Genomic DNA, 23,700 nt, shown 5'->3' with positions numbered 1-23,700 from the left:
AGCCTGCTCGCGAAAGCGCTGGGTCAGTCAGCATCAACGGTGACTGACTCACCTCTTCGCGAGCAGGCTCGCTCCCACATGGGAAATTGCGTGTCTCAGGCGTCCGGGGTCTGCTCGGCCAGGGCCACGGCGCGGAACATCGCGCGGCGTTTGTTCAGGGTTTCTTCCCATTCCAGCGCCGGCACCGAGTCGGCGACGATGCCGCCGCCGGCCTGCACGTGCAGCTCGCCGTTCTTGATCACCGCCGTGCGAATGGCAATGGCGGTGTCCATGTTGCCGTTCCAGGCGAAGTAACCGACCGCGCCGCCGTACACACCGCGCTTGACCGGCTCCAGCTCGTCGATGATTTCCATCGCGCGAATCTTCGGCGCGCCGGACAAAGTACCCGCCGGCAGAATCGCCCGCAGTGCGTCCATCGCGGTCAGGCCCGACTTCAACTGGCCGGTGACGTTGGAGACGATGTGCATCACGTTGGAATAGCGTTCGATGACCATTTTCTCGGTGAGCTTCACCGAGCCGATTTCCGAGACTCGCCCGGTATCGTTGCGACCCAGATCGATCAGCATCAAGTGCTCGGCGATCTCCTTGTCATCCGAGAGCAGATCCTGCTCCAGTGCCACATCGGCTTCTTCGGTGGCACCGCGTGGGCGCGTGCCGGCGATAGGGCGCACGGTGATCAGGTTGTCTTCGACGCGCACCAGCACTTCCGGCGAGCTGCCGACGACGTGGAAATCGCCGAAGTTGAAGAAGTACATATACGGCGTCGGGTTGAAGCAACGCAGCGCGCGATACAGATCGATCGGCGCAGCCTTGAAGTCGATCGACATGCGCTGCGACGGCACCACCTGCATGCAGTCGCCGGCGAGGATATATTCCTTGATGGTGTCGACGGCTTTTTCGTAATCGTCCTGGGTGAAACTGGAACGAAACACCGGATCGGCCGATTGCTGTTTGCTGAAATCCAGGCCACGACGCGGGGTGATCGGCTGACGCAGTTGCTCGAGCAGTTCCTGCAAACGCGCCTGACCTTGCTCGAAGGCATCGGCCTGGGCCGGGTCGGCGAGGACGATCGCGTGCATCTTGCCGGCCAGGTTGTCGAACACCACCACGGCGTCGGAAACCATCAGCAGAATGTCCGGCACGCCCAGCGGATCGGGGTTCGGGCATTTGCCCAGACGCTTTTCCACGTAGCGCACACAGTCATAACCGAAGTAACCGACCAGGCCCCCGTTGAAGCGCGGCAGGCCAGCAATGGTCGGCACGTTGTAACGGGCCTTGAAGGTTTCAACGAATGCCAGCGGGTCTTCGACGTCATGGCTTTCGGTCTCGACGCCATCGACGGTGATGCTGACGTGATGGTCATGAACCCGCAGCACGGTGCGGCACGGCAGGCCGATGATCGAGTAACGGCCCCATTTCTCGCCGCCCTGCACCGATTCGAGCAGGTAGGAGTTGGGCTGGTCGGCCAGTTTCAGGTAGATCGACAGCGGCGTGTCGAAGTCGGCCAGGGTTTCGCAGGCCAACGGGATGCGGTTATAGCCATCAGCGGCCAGACGCAGGAATTCTTCGCGATTCATAAGGTGCCTCGTGGTGTGAGGTGCAATCAGTCAGGTATGCAAACGCGCCGGCAGGGCCGGCCAGAATCAGTCAGGCGCGCCAACGCCAACGGGCCAGGGCCTTGATGACTTTCATCCAGAGTTTGCGGGTGACCACCACGATGGCGTTTCCAGAAGGGGGTTGAACAGCGTCGGGCAACGTTATCCCACCGGCCAGATCCAGGCAACCGGGAATTAGTTTGCGCAAATCGTCGATCACCAGTGCCGGCGATTCCTCGGCAATCGGCCGGCCATGGTTGTAGCCGTAACTCAGCGCGACACATTTGACCCCCGCCGCTTTCGCCGCCTGCACATCGCTGCGCGAGTCGCCGACGAACAACGATTGCGAGGCCGGGATATTGGCCATTTTCATCACGAAAAACAGCGCCGCCGGGTCAGGCTTCTTCTGCGGCAGGGTATCGCCGCCGATGATCCACTTGAAGTAGCGGCCGATCTTCATCTGATCGAGCAGAGGCGCGACGAAGCGCTCCGGCTTGTTGGTGATCAACGCCATGACCACGCCTTGCTTGTGCAGCCACTTGAGCGTGTCGCGCACACCGGGATAGACCACAGTCAGTTCATGGCTGGCGCCGTACGCCTCCATGAAAATCTCCAGTGCGCGCTCGGCTTCAGCGTCGTCCACTGCCGAGTGATCGATGCCACCCGCCAAGGCCCGACGCACCAGCACCGGCGCGCCATTGCCGACCCATTCGCGCACCGCTTCGATACCCGCCGGCGGACGGCCGAGGGAGAGCAGCATGGTGTCCACCGCCGCCGCCAGGTCGGGAACCGAATCGATCAGCGTGCCATCCAGATCGAACATCACCAACCGTGGCAGTTGCCCCGGGAACAACTGCTCAAAACCGCTCATGGGCGTGCCAGTGCCAGTTCGGAACGCATCTTGTCGATGACTTCCTGATAGTTCGGCGCGTTGAAAATGGCCGAGCCGGCGACGAAGGTGTCAGCACCAGCAGCGGCAATTTCGCGGATGTTGTTGACGTTGACGCCGCCGTCGATTTCCAGGCGGATGTCGCGACCGGAAGCGTCGATGATCGCCCGCGCTTCACGCAATTTGTCGAGGGTGCCGGGAATGAACTTCTGCCCGCCGAAGCCCGGGTTGACGCTCATCAGCAGAACCATGTCGACCTTGTCGATCACGTACTTGAGCACGTCCAGCGGAGTCGCCGGATTGAACACCAGACCGGACTTGCAGCCGCCTTCTCGGATCAGCTGCAGCGAGCGATCGACGTGCAAAGTGGCTTCCGGGTGGAAGGTGATGTAGGTCGCGCCGGCTTCGATGAAATCGCCGACGATGCGGTCCACCGGGCTGACCATCAGGTGCGCGTCGATCGGCGCGGTAACGCCGTACTTGCGCAGCGCCGCACAGACCATCGGGCCGATCGTCAGGTTCGGTACGTAGTGATTGTCCATGACATCGAAGTGGACGAAGTCGGCGCCGGCGGCGAGAACGTTGTCTACTTCCTCGCCGAGGCGGGCGAAGTCGGCGGAGAGGATCGACGGAGCAATTACGAAGGGCTGCATGACGCACCTGTGCTGAGCTAAATCACGATGGCGCGCATTGTATACCTCAAGTTTCCACGCGCGCACCGGGACCGCGATGATTGGGTTGTGCCATGAGCCTTCAGCGATCGCGCCTCAGTAAGCCGCGCGGTAGATCTTCTCGATATCGCCGGCGCTGAGCTTGCGCGGATTGTTGCGCATCAGCCGCTCGATGCCGGCGGCCTCCACGGCCATCGCCGGGATCGCTTCCTCCGGCACGCCGAAACTGCGCAGCCCCGGAGGGATTTCCACCGCCGCGCACAGGTCGGTCATGGCCTGCACGGCTTTGTCCGCAGCTTCGCTGGTGCTCAGATGAGCGGTCTTCACGCCCATGGCTTCGGCAATATCCTGCATGCGTTCGACGCAGGCCATTTTGTTCCAGGTCATCACATAGGGCAGCAGCAAGGCATTGCTGACACCGTGGGCAATGTTGAAGCGCCCACCCAGCGGATACGCCAACGCATGCACCGCACCGACCCCGGCGTTACCGAACGCCATACCGGCCATGAGGCTGGCGGTGGCCATGTCTTCGCGCGCTTGCAGGTTGGCGCCGTTGGCGTAGGCCTTGGGCAAGGCGCTGGCGATCAGCTTGATCGCGCCAATGGCGAGGGAATCGGTGATCGGCGAGGCATTCACCGACAGGTAGGATTCGATGGCGTGCACCAGTGCATCGACACCACTGGCGGCGGTAACGCTGCGCGGACAGGTCAGGGTCATTTGCGGACTGACCAGCGCCACGTCCGGCAACAGATAGTCGCTGACGATGCCTTTCTTCAACTGCGCGACCTTGTCCGAGAGGATCGCCACATTGGTGACTTCAGAGCCAGTGCCGGCGGTGGTCGGAATGGCGATCAGCGGCGGGCCCTTGCGCGGCACCTGGTCGACGCCGAACAGATCTTCCAGCGCGCCGTGGTAACCGGCGTAGGCGGCGACACTTTTGGCAATGTCGATGGCGCTGCCGCCCCCGAGGCCGATCAAACCGTCATGCCCGCCTTCGCGATAGGCGCGCATGCAGTCTTCGACGATGGCGATTTCCGGATCGGGCAGCACACGGTCGAAAATCTCGTATTCGCGCCCGCCGAGTTGCACCAGCGCCAGCTCGACAGTACCGGACTTGACCAGCGCGGCGTCGGTGACGATCAGCGGATTATCGATGTCCAGGCGGGTGAGTTCGGCGGCCAGTTGCTCGATGGCTGCGGCGCCGGTGATCAGTTTGTGAGCGATTTTGAACTGGGACAGACTCATGGTGCGCAGCCTCTTATAGATGTGGGAGCTGGGCACAAGATTAGCTGGGGATTTGGGGTTGTCTGCTATTCAGGGTGTGAATGGTTGATCGGATAGGAAGATCAAGAGCCCCTCACCCTAACCCTCTCCCGGAGGGAGAGGGGACTGACCGGGTTGTACTCTCGAAATACATCGACCTGAATTACCGAGTCGAACTCCAACCGCGAAAGCCACGAAGATCTGCTCCCTTCCCCCTCGCCCCCTTGGGGAGAGGGCTGGGGTGAGGGGTGGCTTTTGACCTTGATCTCAGACTTGCGCAGTACGCAGTTTCTCGCTACGCCCGCGCAGCCATTCCAGCGTCAGCAGCAGGATGACGGAGAAGGCAATCAGCAACGTCGCAGCAGCCGCAATCGTCGGACTGAGGTTTTCGCGAATCCCGCTGAACATCTGCCGAGGCAATGTCGCCTGCTCAGGCCCGGCAAGAAACAGCGTCACCACCACTTCATCGAAAGAAGTGGCAAAGGCAAACAGCGCCCCGGAAATCACTCCCGGCGCAATCAGCGGCAAGGTCACCCGGCGGAATGCAGTCAGCGGCGATGCACCGAGACTCGCAGCAGCACGCACCAGGTTGTGATTGAAGCCCTGCAACGTCGCCGACACGGTGATGATCACAAACGGCACACCCAATACCGCATGCACGACGATCAGCGAGAAGAAGCTGTTGCCCAGCCCCAGCGGCGCGAAGAACAGATAACTCGCCACGCCGATGATCACCACCGGCACCACCATCGGCGAAATCACCAGCGCCATCACCAGTGACTTGCCAGGGAAGTCGCCACGGGTCAGTCCGATCGCCGCCAGCGTGCCGAAGATCATCGCCAGCACCGTTGCCGCCGGGGCGACGATGATGCTGTTCTTCAGCGCGCGCATCCATTCCGCCGAGGCGAAGAAGTCGTGGTACCACTGCAGCGAGAAACCCTGCAGCGGATAGACCAGAAAACTCCCCGAGTTGAACGACAGCGGAATGATCACCAGCACCGGCAGGATAAGGAACAACAGAATCAGGCCGCAGAGAATCCGCAGGCTGTAGAACCACACCCGTTCGATGGGCGACATGTAAGGACTCAGCATCGCAAATTCCCCTTAGCTCAGGCGCAGGCGACTGGCGCCGACCAGCCAGCTGTAGATCAGATAAAGCACCACGGTCGCCAGCAACAGCAGCCCGCCGAGCGCGGTGGCCATGCCCCAGTTGATGCTGGTGTTGGTGTAGAAGGCGACGAAGTAGCTGACCATTTGGTCGTTCGGGCTGCCGAGCAGCGCCGGGGTGATGTAGTAGCCAATCGCGAGGATGAACACCAACAGGCAGCCGGCGCCAACACCGGCGTAGGTCTGCGGGAAGTACACCCGCCAGAAACTGGCGAACGGATGACAGCCGAGGGAAATCGCCGCGCGCATGTAGGTCGGCGAGATGCCTTTCATCACGCTGTAGATCGGCAGAATCATGAACGGCAGCAGAATGTGCACCATCGAGATGTACACGCCGGTGCGGTTGAACACCAGTTCCAGCGGTTTATCAATGATGCCCATGGCCAGCAGCGCACTATTGATCAGGCCGCCGGATTGCAGCAGCACGATCCAGGCGGCGACCCGCACCAGAATCGAAGTCCAGAACGGCAGCAGCACCAGAATCATCAGCAGGTTGCTCTGCCGCGAAGGCAGGTTCGCCAGCAGATAAGCCAGTGGATAGGCGAGCAGCAGGCAGATCATGGTGATGACCAGGCCCATCCAGAAGGTGCGAGCGAAGATGTCGAGGTAGATCGCCTGATCCGGGGTGGCTGGAGCCAGTTCGCCGAGGTCATCGATGCGGTGATCGACCGCCGCCAGCAGGTAATACGGAGTGATGCTGCTGGTGTTGCGTTTCACCGCTTGCCAGTAGGCCGGGTCGCCCCAGCGTTCGTCGAGCGCTTCCAGCGCTTCTTTATAAGAGGCCGGTTCGCTGGCGAACGGCAGCGCCCGGGCGGTTTTGGTCAGCAGGCTGCGGTAGCCGGCCAACTCCATGTTCAAGCGCTTGGACAGATCGCCCAGCGTCTGGTTTTTGCGGGCTTCGGCGAGGTCTTCGCTGGCAGCCTTGTACACCGGCTCGGCCGGCAGACCACGACCGTCCCAACTGGCGATGGCGGTGACAGTGCGCGGCATGCCGCCAACCACTTCCGGGTTGCCGACGCTTTTATAGAGAAGCGCCACGATCGGCACCAGAAACACCAGCAGCAGAAACAGCACCAGCGGCGCAATCAGCGCCTGGGCTTTCCAGCGGTTGACCCGCTCGGCGTGCTTGAGCTTCTGCTTCAAGGTGGGGCTGGCGCCCTCGTTCAGGGGAACGGCGATGGCCATGACGTACTCCGCAAATCTTTGATCGTTACAGAGGTGGCGAACCACCTCGAACTTGTGCCAGTGATCGTTCCCACGCTCTGCGTGGGAATGAATCCAGTGACGCTCTGCGTCACACAGGGACGCGGAGCGTCCCGGGCGGCATTCCCACGCAGAGCGTGGGAACGATCATCCGGAAAGCCATCGGTCCGCATGCTTGGCTTATTTGGCAGCCCAAGAGTTGAAACGCTGTTCCAGTTGCTCGCCGTTGTCAGCCCAGAAGCTGACGTCGATCTGCACTTGGTTGGCGATGTTTTCCGGGGTGGTCGGCATGTCTTTCAGGACATCCTTGGCCAGCAGCGGCACGGCTTGGGTGTTGGCCGGGCCGTAGGCGATGTTTTCCGAGTAGGTCTTTTGCTGCTGCGGCTGCACCGAGAAGGCGATGAATTTCTTCGCCGCTTCCGCGCGTTTGGCATCCAGACCTTTCGGGATGGCCCAGGCGTCGAAGTCGTAGATGCCGCCGTTCCACACCACTTTCAGGTTGGATTCTTTTTGCACGGCAGCGATGCGACCGTTGTAGGCCGAGCTCATGACAACGTCACCGGAAGCGAGGTACTGCGGCGGTTGGGCGCCGGCTTCCCACCACTGAATGCTTGGCTTGAGCTCATCGAGCTTCTTGAAGGCGCGATCCTGGCCGCCCTTGCTCGCCAGCTCTTTATAGACGTCTTTCGGCGCCACACCATCGGCCATCAGCGCGAATTCGAGGGTGTACTTGGCGCCTTTGCGCAGGCCGCGCTTGCCCGGGAATTTCTTCGTATCCCAGAAATCCGCCCAACTGGTCGGTGCGGTTTTCAGCTTGTCAGCGTTGTAAGCCAGTACGGTCGACCAGACGAAGAAACCTACGCCGCACGGCTGAATGGCGCCCTTGACGTAGTCTTCAGTCTTGCCGAACAGTGCCGGGTCGAGTTGCTCGAACATGTCTTCGTCGCAACCCCGGGACAGCTCTGGCGATTCAACTTCGACCAGATCCCACGACACGCTCTTGGTGTCGACCATGGCCTTGACCTTGGCCATCTCGCCGTTGTATTCGCCAGCAACGATCTTGCCGTTGCCCGCCGCTTCCCACGGTGCATAGAAGGCTTTGACTTGCGCCGCCTTGTTCGCCCCGCCAAACGACACCACGGTCAAGTCCGGGCCGGCGGCCATTGCGCCGGTCGCACCCATCAGGCCCAGAGTCAGGGCGGTGAACTTCAGGGATCTCAACATTTATTGTTCTCTCCACGTGCAGGGTTGGTGTTGGTATTGCCGGGGCGCTTAGTGCGCCTCTAAAAGCGGATCGAGCGCACGAACGTGCTCGACCTGCCAGCCAAGCGGTACCACGTCGCCGACGCTGAGCGCAGGATCGAGCTCGGCAATCGGTTGTTTCACGAAGAAGTCGGTCTTGCCGCAGACTTCCAGGCGCACCCGGACGTGGTCGCCCAGATAGATGAATTCCGCCACCCTCCCTGAGAAGCGGTTGACGCATTGATCGCTCGAACCGTTGAGGCTGACGCGCTCCGGACGGATCGACAGGGTCACCGGTTCGCCGGTCTGGCCAACGTTGACGGCCAGCGCCTCGACCTTCTCTCCACGCCCCAATTCGACCACGCAGCGCTCGCCGCTCTGGCTGAGCAGGCGACCGTTGAGGCGGTTGTTCTCGCCAATGAAGTTGGCGACAAAGGTGTTTTTCGGCTCTTCGTAAAGCGTGCGCGGCGGGGCGATCTGCTGGATTTCGCCCTGATGGAACACCGCGACGCGGTCGGACATGGTCAGCGCTTCACCCTGATCGTGGGTCACGTAGACCACGGTCACGCCGAGGCGCTGGTGCAGGTGTTTGATCTCCATCTGCATGTGTTCACGCAGTTGCTTGTCGAGGGCGCCCAACGGTTCGTCCATCAGCACCAGTTGCGGCTCGAACACCAGCGCGCGGGCCAGTGCCACACGCTGCTGCTGACCACCGGACAACTGCGCCGGGTAGCGCGAGGCGAACGCGTCGAGCTGAACCATGCTGAGGACTTTCTTCACCCGCTCGCTGACATCGCTTTTATTCAAGCCGCGCACGGTCAACGGGAAAGCAAGGTTCTCCGCGACAGTCATGTGCGGGAACAGCGCGTAGTTCTGGAACACCATGCCGATATCGCGCTTGTGCGGGGGCACGTTGTTGATCGAACGCCCGGACAGGAGGATTTCACCGGCGGTCGGCGTTTCGAACCCGGCGAGCATCATCAGGCTGGTGGTCTTGCCGGAACCGGACGGCCCGAGCAGGGTGAGGAATTCGCCCTTGCGAATGTCCAGGTTGAGGTCTTTGACGATCAGGTTCTCGCCGTCGTAGCTCTTCTGCACACCACGAAAGCTGACCAGCACATCACTGGTCCCTGCGCTTGTATCGACCTGGCTCATACCCACACCTTTGTTGTTGATGACTGCTTGTTCATCAAGCCTAGTGGCTGGCGGCGGCCACGCAAATCGGGGCGCAGGAGAGAATCGCTTAAGCGCAATGGAAGGTTGGGGGTAGGGATTGCCCTACAAGGATGGCGCGTTTGGGCAAGCGCAGCGGCAAGGGGCAAGCTGCAAGCGGCAAGAACAGGCAAAAGCGCTTGTCGCTAATGGATATGCCCGCACGCATATCCATTGTAGGAGTGAGCCTGCTCGCGATAGCGGTGTATCAGTCGCTGAATTGTTTTCAGAGAAGACGCTATCGCGAGCAGGCTCACTTCCACAGTTGATCGCGGTGATGGTCAGAGGAGTTTGTGCTCCATCGCGTATTTCACCAGTTCGGCCAAGGAGGTGATGTTGAGCTTCTGCATCAGCCGCGCCTTGTGCGTGCTGATGGTCTTGCTGCTCAGGGCCAGTTGCTGGGCGATGTCGTTGACGTTGGCGCCTTGGGCCAGGCGTTCGAACACCGAGAATTCGCGTTCTGACAACAGCGAATGCAGGGGCCGGGTATCGGTCAGGCCGACTTCGAAGACCATGCGGTCGGCCAGTTCCGGGTCAATGTAGCGCCCGCCCGCCGCGACCTTGCGGATCGCCGTGAGCAGCAGCGCCGGATCGCTGTCCTTGGTCGCATACCCCGCCGCGCCGACCTTCAAGGCGCGCGCGGCCATTTGCGCTTCGTCGTGCATCGACAGCACCAGAATCGCCGGCGGATTGTTCAGCGCCCGAATGCGCGGGATAGCTTCCAGGCCGTTGACGCCGGGCATGGAGATGTCCAGCAGCACCACCTCGCACGGCACGCTGCGCAGGGTTTCGAGCAGTTGCTCGCCATTGCTCGCCTCCCCCACTACTTGCAGATCCTTGGCCAGGCCGATCAGTTGCTTGATGCCCTCGCGGACGATGGTGTGGTCTTCGGCTACCAGTACACGGATCACGTTCTTCTCCAAAATTCAGGCATACCCAGATCCCTGTGGGAGCGAGCTTGCTCGCGAAGGCGCCAGTCCAGACACCGCAACATGTCAAACCTCACTCACCGGCACTCGCACCACCAGACTGGTGCCCTCCCCCGGCTCACTCACCAGCTCCAGCCGCCCGCCCATGATCAGCACCCGCTCACGCATGCCGACCAGGCCAAACGACGTCGGCCTACCCTCGGCCGCGACAAATCCTACGCCATCATCGCTGACGGTCAGACACAATTCATCGCCCGCAAGCTCCAGCGTCAGCTCCACCGTGTGCGCCTGAGCATGGCGCATCACATTGGTCAGCGCCTCCTGTAGAATCCGGAACAGCCCCACCGCTTTGGCATCGCTGAGTGCCGGCAGGTTGTCCGGCACCTGCACCAGACACGGTATCTGTGTGCGCGCCTCGAAACGCCGAGCCTGCCACTCGATAGCCGAGGCAATCCCGGCATCAAGGATCGGCGGACGCAACGCCGTCGCCACATCGCGTACCAGCTGAAACAACTGCGCGATCAGGCGTTTCATGCTGTTGAGCCGCTCGTTGAGTCCCGGATCGAGTTGCGCGTAGGCCAATTCGCACATCGATGTCTCCAGTTTCAGCACGGTGAGCATCTGTCCCAACTCATCATGGACTTCCCGGGCGATGCGCGCCTTCTCTTCTTCGCGCACGCTCTCCAGGTGCGCCGACAGTTCACGCAGTTGCTCGCGCGAGGCCGCCAGTTCCAGCTCGATGCGTTTGCTTTCGCTGATGTCCCAGACGATGCCGTCCCACACATAGGCGCCGTCCTCCAGCTGGCGGGTGATCGCCTTGATCTCGGCCCAGCGCTGCTCACCCTGGCGCGTGACGATGCGGCCCTGCCACGACCAGTCGCTGTCAGTGTCCAGCGCCTGATCCTGGGTGCGGTGATAACTGGCCTTGTCGTCGGGGTGCACCAGACTGCGCAGGCCCATGTCGCGATGAGCGATGGCTGCCGGCGCATAACCGACCAGACTTTCGCTGCCCTCACTGATGTAGGCAAAGTCGATCTGCCCGGTCACCGGTGCCCGCTCCAGCCTGAACACCAGACCCGGGACGTTGGCCGCGATGCCTTGCAGGCGCGCCTCGCTTTCCTGCAAAGCGGCGAGCGCGCGGCGGCGGTCGGTGACGTCGGTGAGGTAGACCACCAGATATTCACTGTCGCGAAAACGCAGGAAACTCAAAGACACGTCGGCCGGCAACACGCTGCCATCGGCGCGCAGGCAGCTGGTTTCGAAGCTCAGCGGCCCTTCTTCGCTGGCCCGCGCACGCTTCCACAGATTGAGCCACCGATCCATGTGCAGGCCGGGCTCGAAATCGATCAGCGGCCGTTCGATCAGCCCGCCCGAGGGATAACCTAGCATGTTTTCCGCCGCGCGGTTGGCGTAACGCACATGGCTGTCCCAATTGACCCAGAGAATGCCGACGGTGCTTTGGTCGATGGAAAACTGTGTCAGCCGCAGCGCCTCTTCACTGGCCGCGCGCAACGCAATGTCTTCGCGGGCGCTGAGCAGGCGTTGTTCGAGGCTGTGCTGTTGGCGCCGCTGCCACGCCACGATTGCCGCGCAACTGAGCAGCATCACCGCGAACAACAGGCTGAGGTTCTGCCAAAACCCCGGCGACTCGGTCAGCCGTGGGTATTTCGGCTGCAGCCATTGGTTGTGCAGTTGTTCCAGATCCTTGGCCGGGATCGCGCGCAAGGCGCTCTGGACGACGCCGGCCAGTTCCGGCCAATCGCGCCGCGAGGCCACACGCAGCAGTTGCGGCAGGCCGATATCGCCAACCACCACCAGTTCGGCAAACTCCGGCTCCACCGAAAGCCGGCCCAACTGTGCTTCGTCGACCACCGCGTAGGAGGCTTGCTGACTCAACAGCAGTTGCAAGGCCTGACGTTCCAACGGCACGCCTTGCAAATTCAAGTGCGGATAGTTGCTGCGCATATAGTCGGCAGTGCTGCTCGGCATGCGCACGGCGACGCGGGTCTGGCTGTCGAGCTTTTCCAGATCGACCGCGCCGCTGCTTTTCTGGTCGCTGACCACCAGTTGCGGCACGCGCATGTACGGGTCGGAAAACTGCCAGAGGCGCAGCGCGCTGGGGGTCTGGCTGAGGCCCGGAGCGATGTCGATCTCGCCCTCGCGCAAAGCGTTTTCCAATGCCCCCAGATCCTGAAAGTTGCGCCAGCTCAGTTCCACGCCGAGGGTGTTGGCCAGCAGTTTCATCAACTCGACATTGGCCCCGGACAATCGCTGCAGGCGCCGATCGTAGGTCGCGTAGGGTGCTTGCAAGACCAGGCCGACGCGCAATTCGTTGTGCTGCGCCAGCCATTGCTGCTGCTCTGGCGACAATTGCGCGGCATGAGCCGGCGGCGCAGGCGCCGCCCAGCCCATCAAGGGAAACCACAAACAGCCGATAACCCACAGGCAGCAAAATCGCTTCATTGAAGTCTCATACACTGACAAATTCTGACCAACCCATTAGGCTGCCGGGATACTTTTCTGGCCTGGAATAACCGATGCCCTCTGTCTACCGCCTGGCACTGCCAGCATTGTGCCTGTCGCTGATCCTGCCTTGTGCGTTTTCCGTCGAAGCCGCCGACCCGGCGCCTGCCGCCACGGATAAACCCGCCGAAGAAAAACCGGCCGAGCGCCAGCCACTGCTTGAGCGTAGTCAGGAAGAGGCCGCCGCACTGCAACGTAAACTGCCGGCGCAAGAGCAGCAACAACTGCAGGCTGGCAGCGACACCTTCCTCGCCCTGTGGAAACCGGCCAACAGCGCCGAGCCCAAAGGTGCGGTGATCATCGTTCCCGGTGCTGGCGAAACCGCTGACTGGCCGCAGGCAATCAGCCCGTTGCGACGCAAATTGCCGGATGCCGAGTGGAGCAGCCTGAGTATCACCCTGCCGGATCTGCAAGGCGACGCCATTGCTCCGCGCGTGATCGAACCAACCGCCGCGCCGAAAGCCCCGGAAACCACGAGCAAAGACGCCACCACCGCGCAACCGATCGAGCAAGCCGCTGGTGGGGAAGCGGAAGTTGCCGAACAGGTGGTCGCCGAGACCAGCGAAGAACAAGCCAAGGCCGATGCCGATCGCATCTTCGGACGCATCGACGCGGCGATTGCCTACGCCGAACAGCAGAGCGCGCGCAGCATTGTCGTGCTCGGCCACGGCACCGGCGCTTATTGGGCGGCGCGTTTTCTCAGCGAGCGGCAGACGCCGCAGGTGGAAAAACTGGTGATGGTCGATGCGCAAGTCCCGACCAAAGCCCTGCCGCCACTCGCCGAACTGACGCCGACGCTGAAGCTGCCGACGGTGGATATTTTCTACATGGACAGAGCGCTGGATCGCAACGCGGCGCTGGAGCGCATGCAGGCGAGCAAGCGTCTGAAGACCTCGGCGTTCAGCCAAGTGGCGCTGAAGGTGTTGCCGGACAAGAAGGCTGAGCAGGAACAATTGTTTCGGCGGGTGCGGGGCTGGTTGAATCCTCAGGCTGTTGACTGACATTCAGACCGAGTCGCCCCTCTTCGCGAACAGGCTCGCTCCCACATTGGATCTATGCAAAATTCAATGTGGGAGCGAGCCTGCTCGCGAAGAGGCAAGCACAAGCAAAACCCATCTAATTTCTAGCGAAAATCCCGCCGCTCGCGAATCAACGTATAGGCGCTATGCAGTTCCCGCGTCCGCTCGGTCGCCTCACGCACCTGTGCCGGGGTCGCGCCACTGCCGGCGATCTTGTCCGGGTGATGGCGACTGAGCAACCGTCGGTAAGCGCGCTTGATCTGTGCCGGCTCGCTGCTCGCCGACACCCCAAGCAACTTCATTGCCTCTTGGTAACTCACTGCCGCACTGACGATCGGCCGCTTGCCCGGCTCGTAATCGCTGGCCAATGCCTGCACCTGCTGCGCCGTCCAGCCGAGCCATTTGCCCCACTGCGCCAGCAACTCGCGCTCGCTGACCCCGGCACGACCATCAGCCCAGACCATTCGCCAACAGGCACGCAACACGCCTTCAGCCGCATGCGGTTGCGCACTCAAACGACGCAGATAGCCGCGCAGATTGTCGCTGCCGGACTTGCCGCGATTGAATGCAGCAATGGCCCGCCGTGTCGCCGGCTCGCTCATTTCCAGCGCGCGCATTTCGTTGCGCGCCTGCTGGATATGCCCGTCAGTGACGCGCCCGTCGCTCTTGGCCAAACGCCCGAGCAACACGAACAGCAATTCATCGTTGCGCAGCATCGGCCGGCCGCCGAGCTTTTCGCGCAAGTGTCCCCAGCTCTGCAAGTGCAGGCGCCGATCCAGCGCCTGCCCCAACAACGCCCCAAGCATGGCCCCCGGAATGCTGGCAATCGCGTACCCCACTCCGGCTCCAATCAGAGTCCCTGGCCACAGCATCTCAGCGACTCGCTTCTATCAAAGCTTCGGCTTCGGCCAGACGCTCGTGGGTACCGACATCCACCCAATGCCCCTTCAGGCGCTCGCCCGTCACTTCACCTTTGGCCATGGCGTTGCGCAGCAGCGGCGCGAGCTTGAACGCGCCATCGCTGCAACCATCGAACAACTGCGGATGCAGCACGGCGATGCCGCTGTAGGTCAGCGTCTGCGCATCAGGCTCGCCGTCCTGCACTTTGCCGTCGATGAGAGTGAAGTCGCCTTTCGGGTGATGCGGCGGATTGTCCGCCAGCACCAGATGCGCCAGGCCATTGATCGGCTGGTGCAGCACGCTGAAGTCGTAATCAGTCCAGATGTCGCCGTTGACCACCAGAAACGCATCGTCACCCAGTAACGACAGCGCGCGGAAAATCCCGCCACCGGTCTCCAGCGGCTCGCCTTCCGGCGAGTACTGAATACTCAGGCCGAAACGCGAACCGTCGCCCAGATGATCCTCGATCTGCTGACCGAGCCAGGCGTGGTTGATGACAATTTCGTTGAAGCCTGCGGCCGCGAGGGCGCGCAGGTGATACTCGATCAGCGGCACGCCAGCGGCACGCACCAGCGGTTTCGGCGTGGTCAGGGTCAGCGGGCGCATGCGCTCGCCTTTGCCTGCGGCCAGAATCATTGCCTTCATGCCGTCGCTCCAGCACGCAGGCTGCTGAACAGCGCTTGCAGCCCCGCCAGTTCAGGACGGCGGGCAATCACTGCTTCTATATAAGAGAAGAAGCGCGGCACGTCCGCCAGATAGCGTGGCTTGCCATCGCGGTGGCAGATGCGCGCGAAGATGCCGATGACTTTGAGGTGACGCTGCACGCCCATCAGGTCGCTGGCGCGCAGGAAGTCTTCGAAGTCGGCCTGCACCGGAATGTCCAGTGCCGAGGCCTGCTGCCAGTAACTTTCCAGCCAGCCGCGTACACGTTCTTCCGGCCAGCTGAGGAAAGCATCCTTGAACAGGCAGGTCACGTCGTAGGTCACCGGGCCGTACACCGCGTCCTGGAAATCCAGCACGCCAGGGTTGGGCTCGCTGAGCATCAGGTTGCGCGGCATGTAGTCGCGGTGCACCAGCACTTTCGGCTGCGCCAGCGCGCTGTCGATCAGCAACTCGCTGATGTGCTGCCATTGTTGCTGCTGGGCCGCATCGAACTCGACGCCCAGCTCGCGCTTGACGTACCACTCGGGGAACAGTTCCAGCTCGCGACGCAACAAGGCGACGTCGTAACTGGGCAACGGCGCAACCATCGGCAACTGTTGAAAAGCCAACAGCGCTTGCAGGGCATCGTGGAATAACGCGTCGGCATTTTCGCCATCGATGACGTCGAGATAGGTCTTGTTGCCCAGGTCATTGAGCAAAAGAAAACCGCGCTCGAGGTCTTCGGCGTAAATTTTCGGCACATTAATTCCGGATTTCGCCAGCAAAAAAGCGATATCCACGAACGGTTTGCAGTTTTCCTGGGGTGGCGGCGCGTCCATCACCACGAAGCTGCGACCATCGCCCTCCCAGCGGAAGTAGCGGCGGAAACTCGCGTCGCTGCTGGCCGCGGTCAACGTGGCCGGGGGCACGGTGCCCCAGCCCTGCTCGGCAAACAGCTTTGCCAACTGCTCATCGAGCCAAACTTTCAGGTGTTGCAAGCGTACATCTTGGTCAGGCATTGCAAGGGTCTCCGACGGCGCTAGCCGTCAAGCGGGTCATGCTTTATTATCCAGCATCTTTTTCAGACCATCGAGAGGCGTGCGGCCCACACCGCGGGCAGATGGCACGCAGGAAGCCCGGACTAATAAGATGGCATTGAAATCCCCCGCGTTTCGTAAAAAATTTCCGTTGTTGGTAACCGGCAGTCTGCTGGCTATGCAACCTCTGGCCAGTCAATTCGTTGTTGCCGCCGAGCAGTATGACTGCTCCGTCTCGGCTACGGGTGGCTGGGACTGTGCGCCCAAGTCGCCCGCCGCGGCGTTGCCGCCGCGTCCGGTGCATGACGGCAGTGCCGTCAGCGCTGCCGGCGAGCCTGCGGCTGACAAGGGTTCCGACGCCGACACTGGCGCGAAAACCGCACTGGTCACCGAGTCCAAGGGCCGCGGCCTGAAATCCCGTAGCGAAGACTACAGTCACCTCGACTGGGTTCCGCGCGAGAAGCTCAGCGCCGCCCAATTGGCCGAGACTGGTCCTTACTGCTCTGGTTCCTATATCGAACCGATTCGTCCTGGCATGAATGACAAGACGAATAAAAGTGACGCGCCGACCTTCATCGGTGCCAAAGCGTCGCGTTATGAGCAGGACACACAAGTCGCCAGCCTCGCCGGTGACGTGGTCATGCGTCAGGGCAGCATGCAGGTCGAAGCCGACGAGGCCAACCTGTATCAGGCCGAGAGCCGTGGCGAACTGGCCGGCAACGTGCGCATCCGTGACAACGGCGCGCTGATCGTCGGCGACCACGCCGATGTACAGCTCGACACCGGTGAAGCCAAGGTCGACAACGCCGAATACGTGATGCACAAATCGCGCATCCGCGGTAACGCGCTGTATGCCAAGCGTGCCGAAAACGCGATCATCCGCTTGAAGGACGGTACGTACACCACGTGCGAACCGAACAGCAACGCCTGGCAGCTCAAGGGCAACAACATCACCCTGAACCCGGCCACCGGTTTCGGTACCGCGACCAACGTGACGTTGCGCGTCAAAGACATCCCGATTCTGTACACCCCGTACATCTACTTCCCGATCGACGACCGTCGCCAGTCAGGTTTCCTGCCGCCGACCATCGGCTCGGGCAGCGACACCGGCTTCATGCTGGTGACCCCGTACTACTTCAACCTGGCGCCGAACTACGACGCCACGTTGTACCCGCGCTACATGAGCAAGCGCGGCATGCTGGTGGAAGGCGAGTTCCGCTACCTGACCAAGTCGAGTGAAGGGCAGTTCGGTGCATCGTACCTCAACGATGAGAACGACGATCGCAAGCGCCAGTCCGACTACAACGAGACTCGCTACATGTACAACTGGCAGCACAAGGGCGGTCTCGATTCCCGCGTGCTGACCCAGGTTGACTACACCAAGATCAGCGATCCGTATTACTTCCAGGACCTGCAAACCGACCAGATCGGCGTCAAGAGCGACGACTTCGTCAATCAGCAGGGCTCGGTCACTTATCGTGGCGACAACTACACCGCACGCCTCAACGCTCAGCAGTATCAACTGGCGACCGTTTCGAACATCACACCATATGGCCGTCTGCCGCAGATCACCTTCAATGGTCAGCTGCCGTATCACCCGGAAGGTCTGAATTTCGATTACGAGACCGAGCTGGTTCGCTTTGATCGCGACCTGCGTAGCGGCACGTTTGTACAGGAAGACGGCATCACTACCGAGTCGCGCCTGGACAACAACATCACTGGCCTGGCTCGCGCCAATGGCGATCGTTTGAATCTGAAGCCGGGCGTCAGCCTGCCGATGAACTGGACGTATGGCTTCCTCAAGCCATCGCTGAAGTACCAGTACACGCAGTATCAGCTTGATCTGGACAACACCGGCAAATCGCAGATCGATGCGATGACCGCAGAACAGAGAAAGCTCAACGGCGAGTTCGACAGCAACCAGAACCGTGGCGTACCGATCGCCAGCATCGATGGTGGCCTGTACTTCGACCGCAACACCTCGTATTTCGGCAAGAACTATCGTCAGACCTTGGAACCTCGCCTGTTCTACCTCTATGTACCTGAGGTTGATCAGGAAGACATTCCGGTTTTCGACACCAGCGAATACACCTTCAACTACGCCTCGCTGTTCCGCGACAACCGCTTCTCCGGCGCCGACCGTGTCGGCGACGAGAACAAACTGTCGCTGGGCGTAACCAGTCGCTGGATTGAAGACAACGGTTTCGAGCGTCAGCGCATCAGCGTCGGCCAGGCTCTGTACTTCAAGGATCGCAAGGTTCAACTGCCGGGTATCGCTTTCAACGATCGTGACGACGCGAAATCCGACGTTTCGCCATACGCGCTGGAATACGAATACCGCTGGAACCGCGATTGGCGCACCACTGCCGACTACAACTGGGACCCGGACAGCCGCAGCCCACGCTCCGGCAGCGCGATGTTCCACTATCAGCCGGAAGACAATCCGAACAAAGTCATCAACGTTGGTTATCGCTACCGTAATGACCAGGTCCGTTATGACCAGAACACTGGTAAATGGTCTGTGGGCGGCGGTGACTATGGCACCCCGGGCCAACCTGGCTACGTGAAGGACTACTACAAGATCCAGCAGCATGACTTCTCGGTCATCTGGCCGATCGTTCCGCAGTGGAACGCCATCAGTCGCTGGCAGTACGACTACAACCGCAATCGCACGCTGGAAGCCTTCGGTGGTTTCGAATACGACAACTGCTGCTGGAAACTGCGCCTGATCAATCGTTACTGGGTTTCCTATGACGAGTTCAGCCAGGAAGCTCCGCAAAACGAAAAAGGCGACCATGGCGTCTTCCTCCAAATTGTTCTGAAGGGACTCGGCGGCCTGACTGGCGCCAAGGTAGAGAGCTTCCTCGACAAAGGCATTCAAGGTTATCGTGAACGTGAAGACCAAGCTTTCTGATTGTCTGCGCCCGGTGCTGCTGGGCGCGTTGTTCCTGGGTACGGCGGCCAACGCCGCCGTACAGTCCATCGATAAAGTGGTGGCGATCGTCGATAACGACGTGGTCATGCAGAGCCAACTGGACCAGCGCGTTCACGAAGTTCAGCAGACCATCGCCAAGCGCGGTGGCGGCCTGCCGCCTCCCGGCGTGCTCGATCAGCAAGTGCTTGAGCGCCTGATCGTCGAAAACCTGCAACTGCAGATCGGCGAACGTTCCGGCATCCGCATTACTGACGAAGAGCTGAACCAGGCTGTCGGCACCATCGCCCAACGCAACAACATGACTGTTGATCAGTTCCGTGCTGCGCTGGCTCGCGATGGCCTGAACTATGACGACGCCCGTGATCAGATCAAGCGCGAGATGATCATCAGCCGTGTGCGTCAGCGTCGTGTGGCGGAGCGTATCCAGGTGTCCGAGCAGGAAGTGAAGAACTTCCTCGCCTCTGACCTCGGCAAGATGCAACTGTCCGAAGAACTGCACCTGGCCAACATCCTGATTCCAACCCCTGAAAGCGCCAACTCCGAAGCGATTCAGAGCGCTTATCGTCAGGCCATGGATGTATACCAGCAGCTCAAGCAAGGCGCCGACTTCGGTCAGATGGCCGTGGCCAAATCCGGTAGCGACAACGCGCTGGAAGGCGGCGAGATGGGCTGGCGTAAAGCCGCGCAACTGCCACCGCCGTTCGATCGTGAATTGAGCAGCATGGCCGTTGGCGACATTACTCAGCCTGCGCGTACACCGGGCGGCTTCATCATTCTGAAGCTGCTGGGCAAACGTGGCGGCGAAGCGCAGATGCGCGACGAAGTGCATGTGCGTCACATCCTGGTCAAGCCGAGCCCGATCCGCGACGAAGCCAAGACCAAGGCACTGGTGCAATCGTTGTATGACCGCATCACCGCCGGCGAAGACTTTGCCGAGCTGGCGAAAAACTACTCGGAAGACCCGGGTTCCGCCCTCAACGGCGGCGACCTGAACTGGATCGACCCGAACGTGCTGGTACCGGAATTCCGCGAAGTGATGGCTTCGACCCCACAAGGTCAGCTGTCCAAGCCATTCCAGACCCAATACGGCTGGCACGTGCTGGAAGTCCTTGGCCGTCGCGCCACTGACGGCACCGAGCAGGCCCGTGAGCAGCAAGCGATGTCCGTACTGCGGAACCGCAAATACGACGAAGAGCTGCAAACCTGGCTGCGTCAGATCCGTGACGAAGCGTACGTAGAGATCAAACTCCCTGGTGCAGACCAGGCAGCGCAGTGAAACCCAAGCGTTTCGCGCTGACACCCGGCGAACCAGCCGGCATCGGTCCCGACCTGTGCCTGCTGCTCGCCTCGCAAGCCCAGCCACATCCCCTGATTGCCATCACCAGCCGCGACCTGCTCCTTGAGCGGGCCGCGCAGCTGGGGCTGGCCGTCAATCTGCTGGATGTCGCGCCGGGGCAGTGGCCATATGTTTCAGCGCCGGCCAACAGCCTGTACGTCTGGGACACGCCGCTCAGCGCACCGGTAATCGCCGGGCAACTGGACAAGGCCAACGCGGCATTCGTCCTCGAAACCTTGACCCGCGCCGGCAACGGCTGCCTGAACGGCGACTTCGCCGGGATGATCACCGCGCCGGTGCACAAAGGTGTGATCAACGAGTCGGGTATCGCGTTCTCCGGACACACAGAATTCCTTGCCGAGCTGACGCACACCGCGCAAGTAGTGATGATGCTTGCCACTCGCGGTTTGCGCGTGGCGCTGGTCACCACGCATCTGCCTCTGCGCGAGATTGCTGACGCGATTACCCCGGAACGGCTGGAGCGCGTGACGCGAATCCTGCACGCCGACCTGCAAGAGAAATTCGGCATCGCCCGGCCCCGCATCCTGGTCTGCGGCCTCAACCCGCACGCCGGTGAAGGCGGCCACCTGGGCCATGAAGAAATCGACATCATCGAACCGACATTAGAGCGCCTGCGCGGCGAGGGCATGGACCTTCGTGGCCCGCTGCCTGCCGACACTCTGTTTACCCCCAAATATCTGGAGCACTGCGACGCAGTGCTGGCGATGTACCACGACCAGGGCTTGCCCGTGCTCAAGTACAAAGGCTTCGGCGCTGCCGTCAACGTGACGCTGGGCCTGCCGATCATCCGCACCTCGGTCGACCATGGCACCGCCCTGGATCTGGCCGGCAGCGGCAGGATCGACACCGGCAGCCTGCAAGTCGCCCTGGAAACCGCCTACCAGATGGCCGAGACCCGTTTATGAACGAGCAATACCAACACAAGGCGCGCAAACGCTTTGGTCAGAACTTCCTCCACGATGCCGGCGTTATCGACCGCATTCTGCGCTCCATTCACGCCAAGCCTGACGACCGCCTGCTGGAAATCGGCCCCGGTCAGGGTGCGCTGACCCAAGGTTTGCTGGGCTCCGGCGCGCAACTCGACGTGGTGGAGCTGGACAAGGATCTGATCCCGATCCTCAATCAGCAGTTTGCCGGCATGAGTAATTTCAACCTGCATCAGGGCGATGCGCTGAAGTTCGACTTCAATACACTGAACGCCGCGCCAAACAGCCTGCGGGTGGTCGGCAACCTGCCGTACAACATCTCCACGCCGTTGATTTTTCACCTGCTGAACAACGCCGGCATCATTCGTGACATGCACTTCATGTTGCAGAAAGAAGTGGTCGAGCGCCTGGCCGCAGGCCCGGGTGGCGGCGACTGGGGTCGTCTGTCGATCATGGTTCAGTACCATTGCCGCGTGGAACATCTGTTCAACGTCGGCCCGGGCGCATTCAATCCACCGCCGAAAGTCGACTCGGCAATCGTTCGTCTGGTGCCCCACGCGGTTCTGCCGCACCCGGCCAAGGATCACAAGCTGCTGGAGCGCGTGGTGCGCGAAGCCTTCAACCAGCGCCGCAAAACCTTGCGCAATACCCTCAAGCAATTGCTCAGCAACGCCGAGATCGAAGCCGCTGGCGTTGATGGCAGCCTGCGTCCCGAGCAACTGGATCTGGCCGCATTCGTGCGTCTGGCCGACCAGCTCGCGATACAGGTCCCGGCAGCTCCCGCCGCCGACTGACCCGCGATGAACGCTATCGGGCAGCACACCACTCTGGTTTACTGCCCGATACTTGCCTAGACTGATTCCCCATCAGCTACGCCCCGCGTTCCGCTTCGTTAAGGCCCTCTTGCATGTCCGATTCCCGTTATCAGGTCGATGTCAGCGTCGTCACCCACTATCTGGCAGACCAATCGCAACCCGAGCACGACCGTTTCGCCTTCGCCTACACCATCACCGTACAGAACAACGGCGAGATTGCGGCCAAGCTTCTGTCCCGGCACTGGGTGATTACCGATGGTGACGGCCATGTCGAACACGTGCGCGGTGAAGGCGTCGTCGGCCAGCAACCGTTGATCGATGCAGGCAAGAGCCACACGTATACCAGCGGCACGGTGATGACCACCAAGGTCGGCACCATGCAGGGCACTTATCAAATGCGCGCCGATGACGGCAAACATTTCGATGCCGTCATCAAACCGTTTCGCCTCGCCGTACCCGGAGCCCTGCACTGATGACGACTTACGCCGTCGGTGACCTGCAAGGCTGCCTCGAACCGCTCAAGTGCCTGCTCAAGCAAGTTGCCTTCGACCCGGTGCTGGATCGGCTATGGCTGGTCGGCGATCTGGTCAACCGCGGCCCGCAGTCGCTGGAAACCCTGCGCTTTCTCTACGAGATGCGCGAGTCGCTGGTCTGTGTCCTCGGCAATCACGATTTGCATCTGCTGGCCGCCGCGAAAAAGATCGAGCGTTTGAAGAAAAGCGACACCTTGCGCGAAATCATCGAGGCCCCCGACGGCCCGCGATTGATGGAATGGCTGCGCCAGCAGAAGCTGATGCATTACGACGAAACACGCGATGTTGCGATGGTCCATGCTGGCATCCCACCGCAATGGTCGCTGCGCCGTGCGTTGAAGTGCGCCGCCGAAGTCGAGACCGCCCTGTGTGACGACAACGTGTTCCCCGCCTACCTTGACGGCATGTACGGCAACGAACCGGCAAAATGGGACAACGATCTCAAAGGCATTGATCGCCTGCGGGTGATCACCAATTACTTCACGCGCATGCGCTTTTGCACCGCTGAGGGCAAGCTCGACCTCAAGAGCAAGGAAGGCCTCGACAGCGCCCCGCCCGGCTACAAGCCGTGGTTTCAGCACAAGGAGCGCAAGACCAAAGGCCTGCGCATCATCTTCGGTCACTGGGCTGCGCTCGAGGGCAATATCCACGAGCCGGGCATTTCCGCGCTGGACACCGGATGCGTATGGGGCGGCAGCCTGACGCTGATGAACGTCGACAGCGGCGAACGTCTGTCATGCAAATGCGACGAGCACGGCGGGCTTGCGCCATCAGTCGCCCCACTTTCCCCTAACGATTCGCCCGTCAACGCCTCGCGTTAGACTGCGCCTTCAGCTGAGCAA

At 61.3% G+C, this 23,700-nt stretch carries 20 protein-coding genes; 7 read left to right on the top strand and 13 right to left on the bottom strand.

The window, feature by feature from the left end:
- Positions 1 to 95: 95 nt before the first annotated feature.
- The 10 genes from trpE to QMX86_RS07090 form a co-directional block, all read right to left on the bottom strand.
- Positions 96 to 1,577 carry an anthranilate synthase component I gene (trpE, locus tag QMX86_RS07135; RefSeq protein ID WP_122612453.1) on the bottom strand — a complete coding sequence of 494 codons (1,482 nt, stop codon included), beginning with the start codon at positions 1,575 to 1,577 and terminating at the stop codon, positions 96 to 98.
- A 70-nt stretch (positions 1,578 to 1,647) separates the two neighbouring features.
- Positions 1,648 to 2,466, bottom strand: a complete 819-nt coding sequence (locus QMX86_RS07130; RefSeq protein WP_122705748.1) for a phosphoglycolate phosphatase — start codon at positions 2,464 to 2,466, stop codon at positions 1,648 to 1,650.
- Positions 2,463 to 3,137, bottom strand: a complete 675-nt coding sequence (gene rpe / locus QMX86_RS07125; RefSeq protein WP_007918813.1) for a ribulose-phosphate 3-epimerase — start codon at positions 3,135 to 3,137, stop codon at positions 2,463 to 2,465. The genes QMX86_RS07130 and rpe overlap by 4 nt, the downstream gene beginning before the upstream one ends.
- Before the next feature lie 114 nt (positions 3,138 to 3,251).
- Positions 3,252 to 4,400 (bottom strand): iron-containing alcohol dehydrogenase, encoded by a 1,149-nt coding sequence (locus QMX86_RS07120; protein ID WP_282387022.1) that lies wholly within the window; start codon positions 4,398 to 4,400, stop codon positions 3,252 to 3,254.
- A 285-nt stretch (positions 4,401 to 4,685) separates the two neighbouring features.
- Positions 4,686 to 5,510, bottom strand: a complete 825-nt coding sequence (locus QMX86_RS07115; protein WP_016772909.1) for an ABC transporter permease — start codon at positions 5,508 to 5,510, stop codon at positions 4,686 to 4,688.
- A gap of 12 nt (positions 5,511 to 5,522) precedes the next feature.
- Positions 5,523 to 6,770 carry an ABC transporter permease gene (locus QMX86_RS07110; protein WP_282387021.1) on the bottom strand — a complete coding sequence of 416 codons (1,248 nt, stop codon included), beginning with the start codon at positions 6,768 to 6,770 and terminating at the stop codon, positions 5,523 to 5,525.
- Between the two features lie 198 nt (positions 6,771 to 6,968).
- Complete coding sequence (locus QMX86_RS07105) at positions 6,969 to 8,012, bottom strand: ABC transporter substrate-binding protein (protein WP_016772907.1); 1,044 nt, start codon at positions 8,010 to 8,012, stop codon at positions 6,969 to 6,971.
- Positions 8,013 to 8,060: 48 nt separating this feature from the next.
- Positions 8,061 to 9,185 (bottom strand): ABC transporter ATP-binding protein, encoded by a 1,125-nt coding sequence (locus QMX86_RS07100; RefSeq protein ID WP_041476689.1) that lies wholly within the window; start codon positions 9,183 to 9,185, stop codon positions 8,061 to 8,063.
- A gap of 338 nt (positions 9,186 to 9,523) precedes the next feature.
- Complete coding sequence (locus tag QMX86_RS07095; RefSeq protein ID WP_003228820.1) at positions 9,524 to 10,153, bottom strand: response regulator transcription factor; 630 nt, start codon at positions 10,151 to 10,153, stop codon at positions 9,524 to 9,526.
- A gap of 84 nt (positions 10,154 to 10,237) precedes the next feature.
- On the bottom strand, positions 10,238 to 12,634 hold the full coding sequence (locus QMX86_RS07090; protein ID WP_282387622.1) for a sensor histidine kinase: 2,397 nt from the start codon (positions 12,632 to 12,634) through the stop codon (positions 10,238 to 10,240).
- 74 nt (positions 12,635 to 12,708) lie between these two features.
- Here QMX86_RS07090 and QMX86_RS07085 point away from each other — a divergent pair, with 74 nt between their 5' ends.
- Entirely contained in the window at positions 12,709 to 13,695 is a 987-nt protein-coding gene (locus QMX86_RS07085; protein WP_282387620.1) for an alpha/beta hydrolase family protein, read from the top strand.
- A gap of 122 nt (positions 13,696 to 13,817) precedes the next feature.
- Here QMX86_RS07085 and QMX86_RS07080 read toward each other — a convergent pair whose 3' ends face one another.
- Genes QMX86_RS07080 through QMX86_RS07070 form a run of 3 tightly spaced genes read right to left on the bottom strand, consistent with a single transcriptional unit; the run spans position 13,818 to position 16,274 of the window.
- Positions 13,818 to 14,585, bottom strand: coding sequence for a TerB family tellurite resistance protein (locus QMX86_RS07080; protein WP_110603577.1), 768 nt, complete (start codon positions 14,583 to 14,585; stop codon positions 13,818 to 13,820).
- 1 nt (position 14,586) lies between these two features.
- On the bottom strand, positions 14,587 to 15,258 hold the full coding sequence (gene murU / locus QMX86_RS07075) for an N-acetylmuramate alpha-1-phosphate uridylyltransferase MurU (protein ID WP_110646325.1): 672 nt from the start codon (positions 15,256 to 15,258) through the stop codon (positions 14,587 to 14,589).
- Complete coding sequence (locus QMX86_RS07070) at positions 15,255 to 16,274, bottom strand: phosphotransferase (protein ID WP_110646324.1); 1,020 nt, start codon at positions 16,272 to 16,274, stop codon at positions 15,255 to 15,257. The genes murU and QMX86_RS07070 overlap by 4 nt, the downstream gene beginning before the upstream one ends.
- A 130-nt stretch (positions 16,275 to 16,404) precedes the next feature.
- On the opposite strand from QMX86_RS07070, the gene QMX86_RS07065 reads away from it, so the two are divergent.
- The 6 genes from QMX86_RS07065 (at position 16,405) to QMX86_RS07040 (ending at position 23,679) form a co-directional block, all read left to right on the top strand.
- Complete coding sequence (locus tag QMX86_RS07065) at positions 16,405 to 19,206, top strand: LPS-assembly protein LptD (RefSeq protein WP_282384320.1); 2,802 nt, start codon at positions 16,405 to 16,407, stop codon at positions 19,204 to 19,206.
- Complete coding sequence (gene surA, locus QMX86_RS07060; protein ID WP_177433953.1) at positions 19,181 to 20,503, top strand: peptidylprolyl isomerase SurA; 1,323 nt, start codon at positions 19,181 to 19,183, stop codon at positions 20,501 to 20,503. The genes QMX86_RS07065 and surA overlap by 26 nt, the downstream gene beginning before the upstream one ends.
- The gene (gene pdxA, locus QMX86_RS07055; protein ID WP_282384323.1) at positions 20,500 to 21,489 is read left to right on the top strand and encodes a 4-hydroxythreonine-4-phosphate dehydrogenase PdxA; all 990 of its coding nucleotides are present in this window, start codon (positions 20,500 to 20,502) and stop codon (positions 21,487 to 21,489) included. The genes surA and pdxA overlap by 4 nt, the downstream gene beginning before the upstream one ends.
- The gene (rsmA, locus tag QMX86_RS07050; protein ID WP_041476699.1) at positions 21,486 to 22,304 is read left to right on the top strand and encodes a 16S rRNA (adenine(1518)-N(6)/adenine(1519)-N(6))-dimethyltransferase RsmA; all 819 of its coding nucleotides are present in this window, start codon (positions 21,486 to 21,488) and stop codon (positions 22,302 to 22,304) included. Before pdxA ends, rsmA begins: the two co-directional genes overlap by 4 nt.
- Before the next feature lie 113 nt (positions 22,305 to 22,417).
- Positions 22,418 to 22,798, top strand: coding sequence for a Co2+/Mg2+ efflux protein ApaG (gene apaG, locus QMX86_RS07045; RefSeq protein WP_071173772.1), 381 nt, complete (start codon positions 22,418 to 22,420; stop codon positions 22,796 to 22,798).
- Positions 22,798 to 23,679, top strand: a complete 882-nt coding sequence (locus tag QMX86_RS07040) for a symmetrical bis(5'-nucleosyl)-tetraphosphatase (protein WP_282384326.1) — start codon at positions 22,798 to 22,800, stop codon at positions 23,677 to 23,679. Before apaG ends, QMX86_RS07040 begins: the two co-directional genes overlap by 1 nt.
- Positions 23,680 to 23,700: the final 21 nt, after the last annotated feature.

Origin of the sequence: Pseudomonas sp. PS01270 (assembly GCF_029959775.1) — a bacterium.
GTDB lineage: Bacteria > Pseudomonadota > Gammaproteobacteria > Pseudomonadales > Pseudomonadaceae > Aquipseudomonas > Aquipseudomonas atacamensis.
The sequence above is the reverse complement of the archived record's forward strand: the minus strand, read 5'-3'. Positions and strand labels throughout refer to the sequence as shown.

What these genes read in the sequence shown, in the direction of transcription:
- apaG (WP_071173772.1), top strand. Translation starts at nt 22,418, where the DNA reads ATGTCCGATTCCCGTTATCAGGTCGATGTCAGCGTCGTCACCCACTAT.
- QMX86_RS07110 (WP_282387021.1), bottom strand. Translation starts at nt 6,770, where the DNA reads ATGGCCATCGCCGTTCCCCTGAACGAGGGCGCCAGCCCCACCTTGAAG.
- QMX86_RS07040 (WP_282384326.1), top strand. Translation starts at nt 22,798, where the DNA reads ATGACGACTTACGCCGTCGGTGACCTGCAAGGCTGCCTCGAACCGCTC.
- rsmA (WP_041476699.1), top strand. Translation starts at nt 21,486, where the DNA reads ATGAACGAGCAATACCAACACAAGGCGCGCAAACGCTTTGGTCAGAAC.
- QMX86_RS07080 (WP_110603577.1), bottom strand. Translation starts at nt 14,585, where the DNA reads ATGCTGTGGCCAGGGACTCTGATTGGAGCCGGAGTGGGGTACGCGATT.
- QMX86_RS07105 (WP_016772907.1), bottom strand. Translation starts at nt 8,012, where the DNA reads ATGTTGAGATCCCTGAAGTTCACCGCCCTGACTCTGGGCCTGATGGGT.
- QMX86_RS07070 (WP_110646324.1), bottom strand. Translation starts at nt 16,274, where the DNA reads ATGCCTGACCAAGATGTACGCTTGCAACACCTGAAAGTTTGGCTCGAT.
- QMX86_RS07120 (WP_282387022.1), bottom strand. Translation starts at nt 4,400, where the DNA reads ATGAGTCTGTCCCAGTTCAAAATCGCTCACAAACTGATCACCGGCGCC.
- QMX86_RS07100 (WP_041476689.1), bottom strand. Translation starts at nt 9,185, where the DNA reads ATGAGCCAGGTCGATACAAGCGCAGGGACCAGTGATGTGCTGGTCAGC.
- QMX86_RS07065 (WP_282384320.1), top strand. Translation starts at nt 16,405, where the DNA reads ATGGCATTGAAATCCCCCGCGTTTCGTAAAAAATTTCCGTTGTTGGTA.
- rpe (WP_007918813.1), bottom strand. Translation starts at nt 3,137, where the DNA reads ATGCAGCCCTTCGTAATTGCTCCGTCGATCCTCTCCGCCGACTTCGCC.
- murU (WP_110646325.1), bottom strand. Translation starts at nt 15,258, where the DNA reads ATGAAGGCAATGATTCTGGCCGCAGGCAAAGGCGAGCGCATGCGCCCG.
- QMX86_RS07090 (WP_282387622.1), bottom strand. Translation starts at nt 12,634, where the DNA reads ATGAAGCGATTTTGCTGCCTGTGGGTTATCGGCTGTTTGTGGTTTCCC.
- QMX86_RS07115 (WP_016772909.1), bottom strand. Translation starts at nt 5,510, where the DNA reads ATGCTGAGTCCTTACATGTCGCCCATCGAACGGGTGTGGTTCTACAGC.
- QMX86_RS07130 (WP_122705748.1), bottom strand. Translation starts at nt 2,466, where the DNA reads ATGAGCGGTTTTGAGCAGTTGTTCCCGGGGCAACTGCCACGGTTGGTG.
- QMX86_RS07085 (WP_282387620.1), top strand. Translation starts at nt 12,709, where the DNA reads ATGCCCTCTGTCTACCGCCTGGCACTGCCAGCATTGTGCCTGTCGCTG.
- trpE (WP_122612453.1), bottom strand. Translation starts at nt 1,577, where the DNA reads ATGAATCGCGAAGAATTCCTGCGTCTGGCCGCTGATGGCTATAACCGC.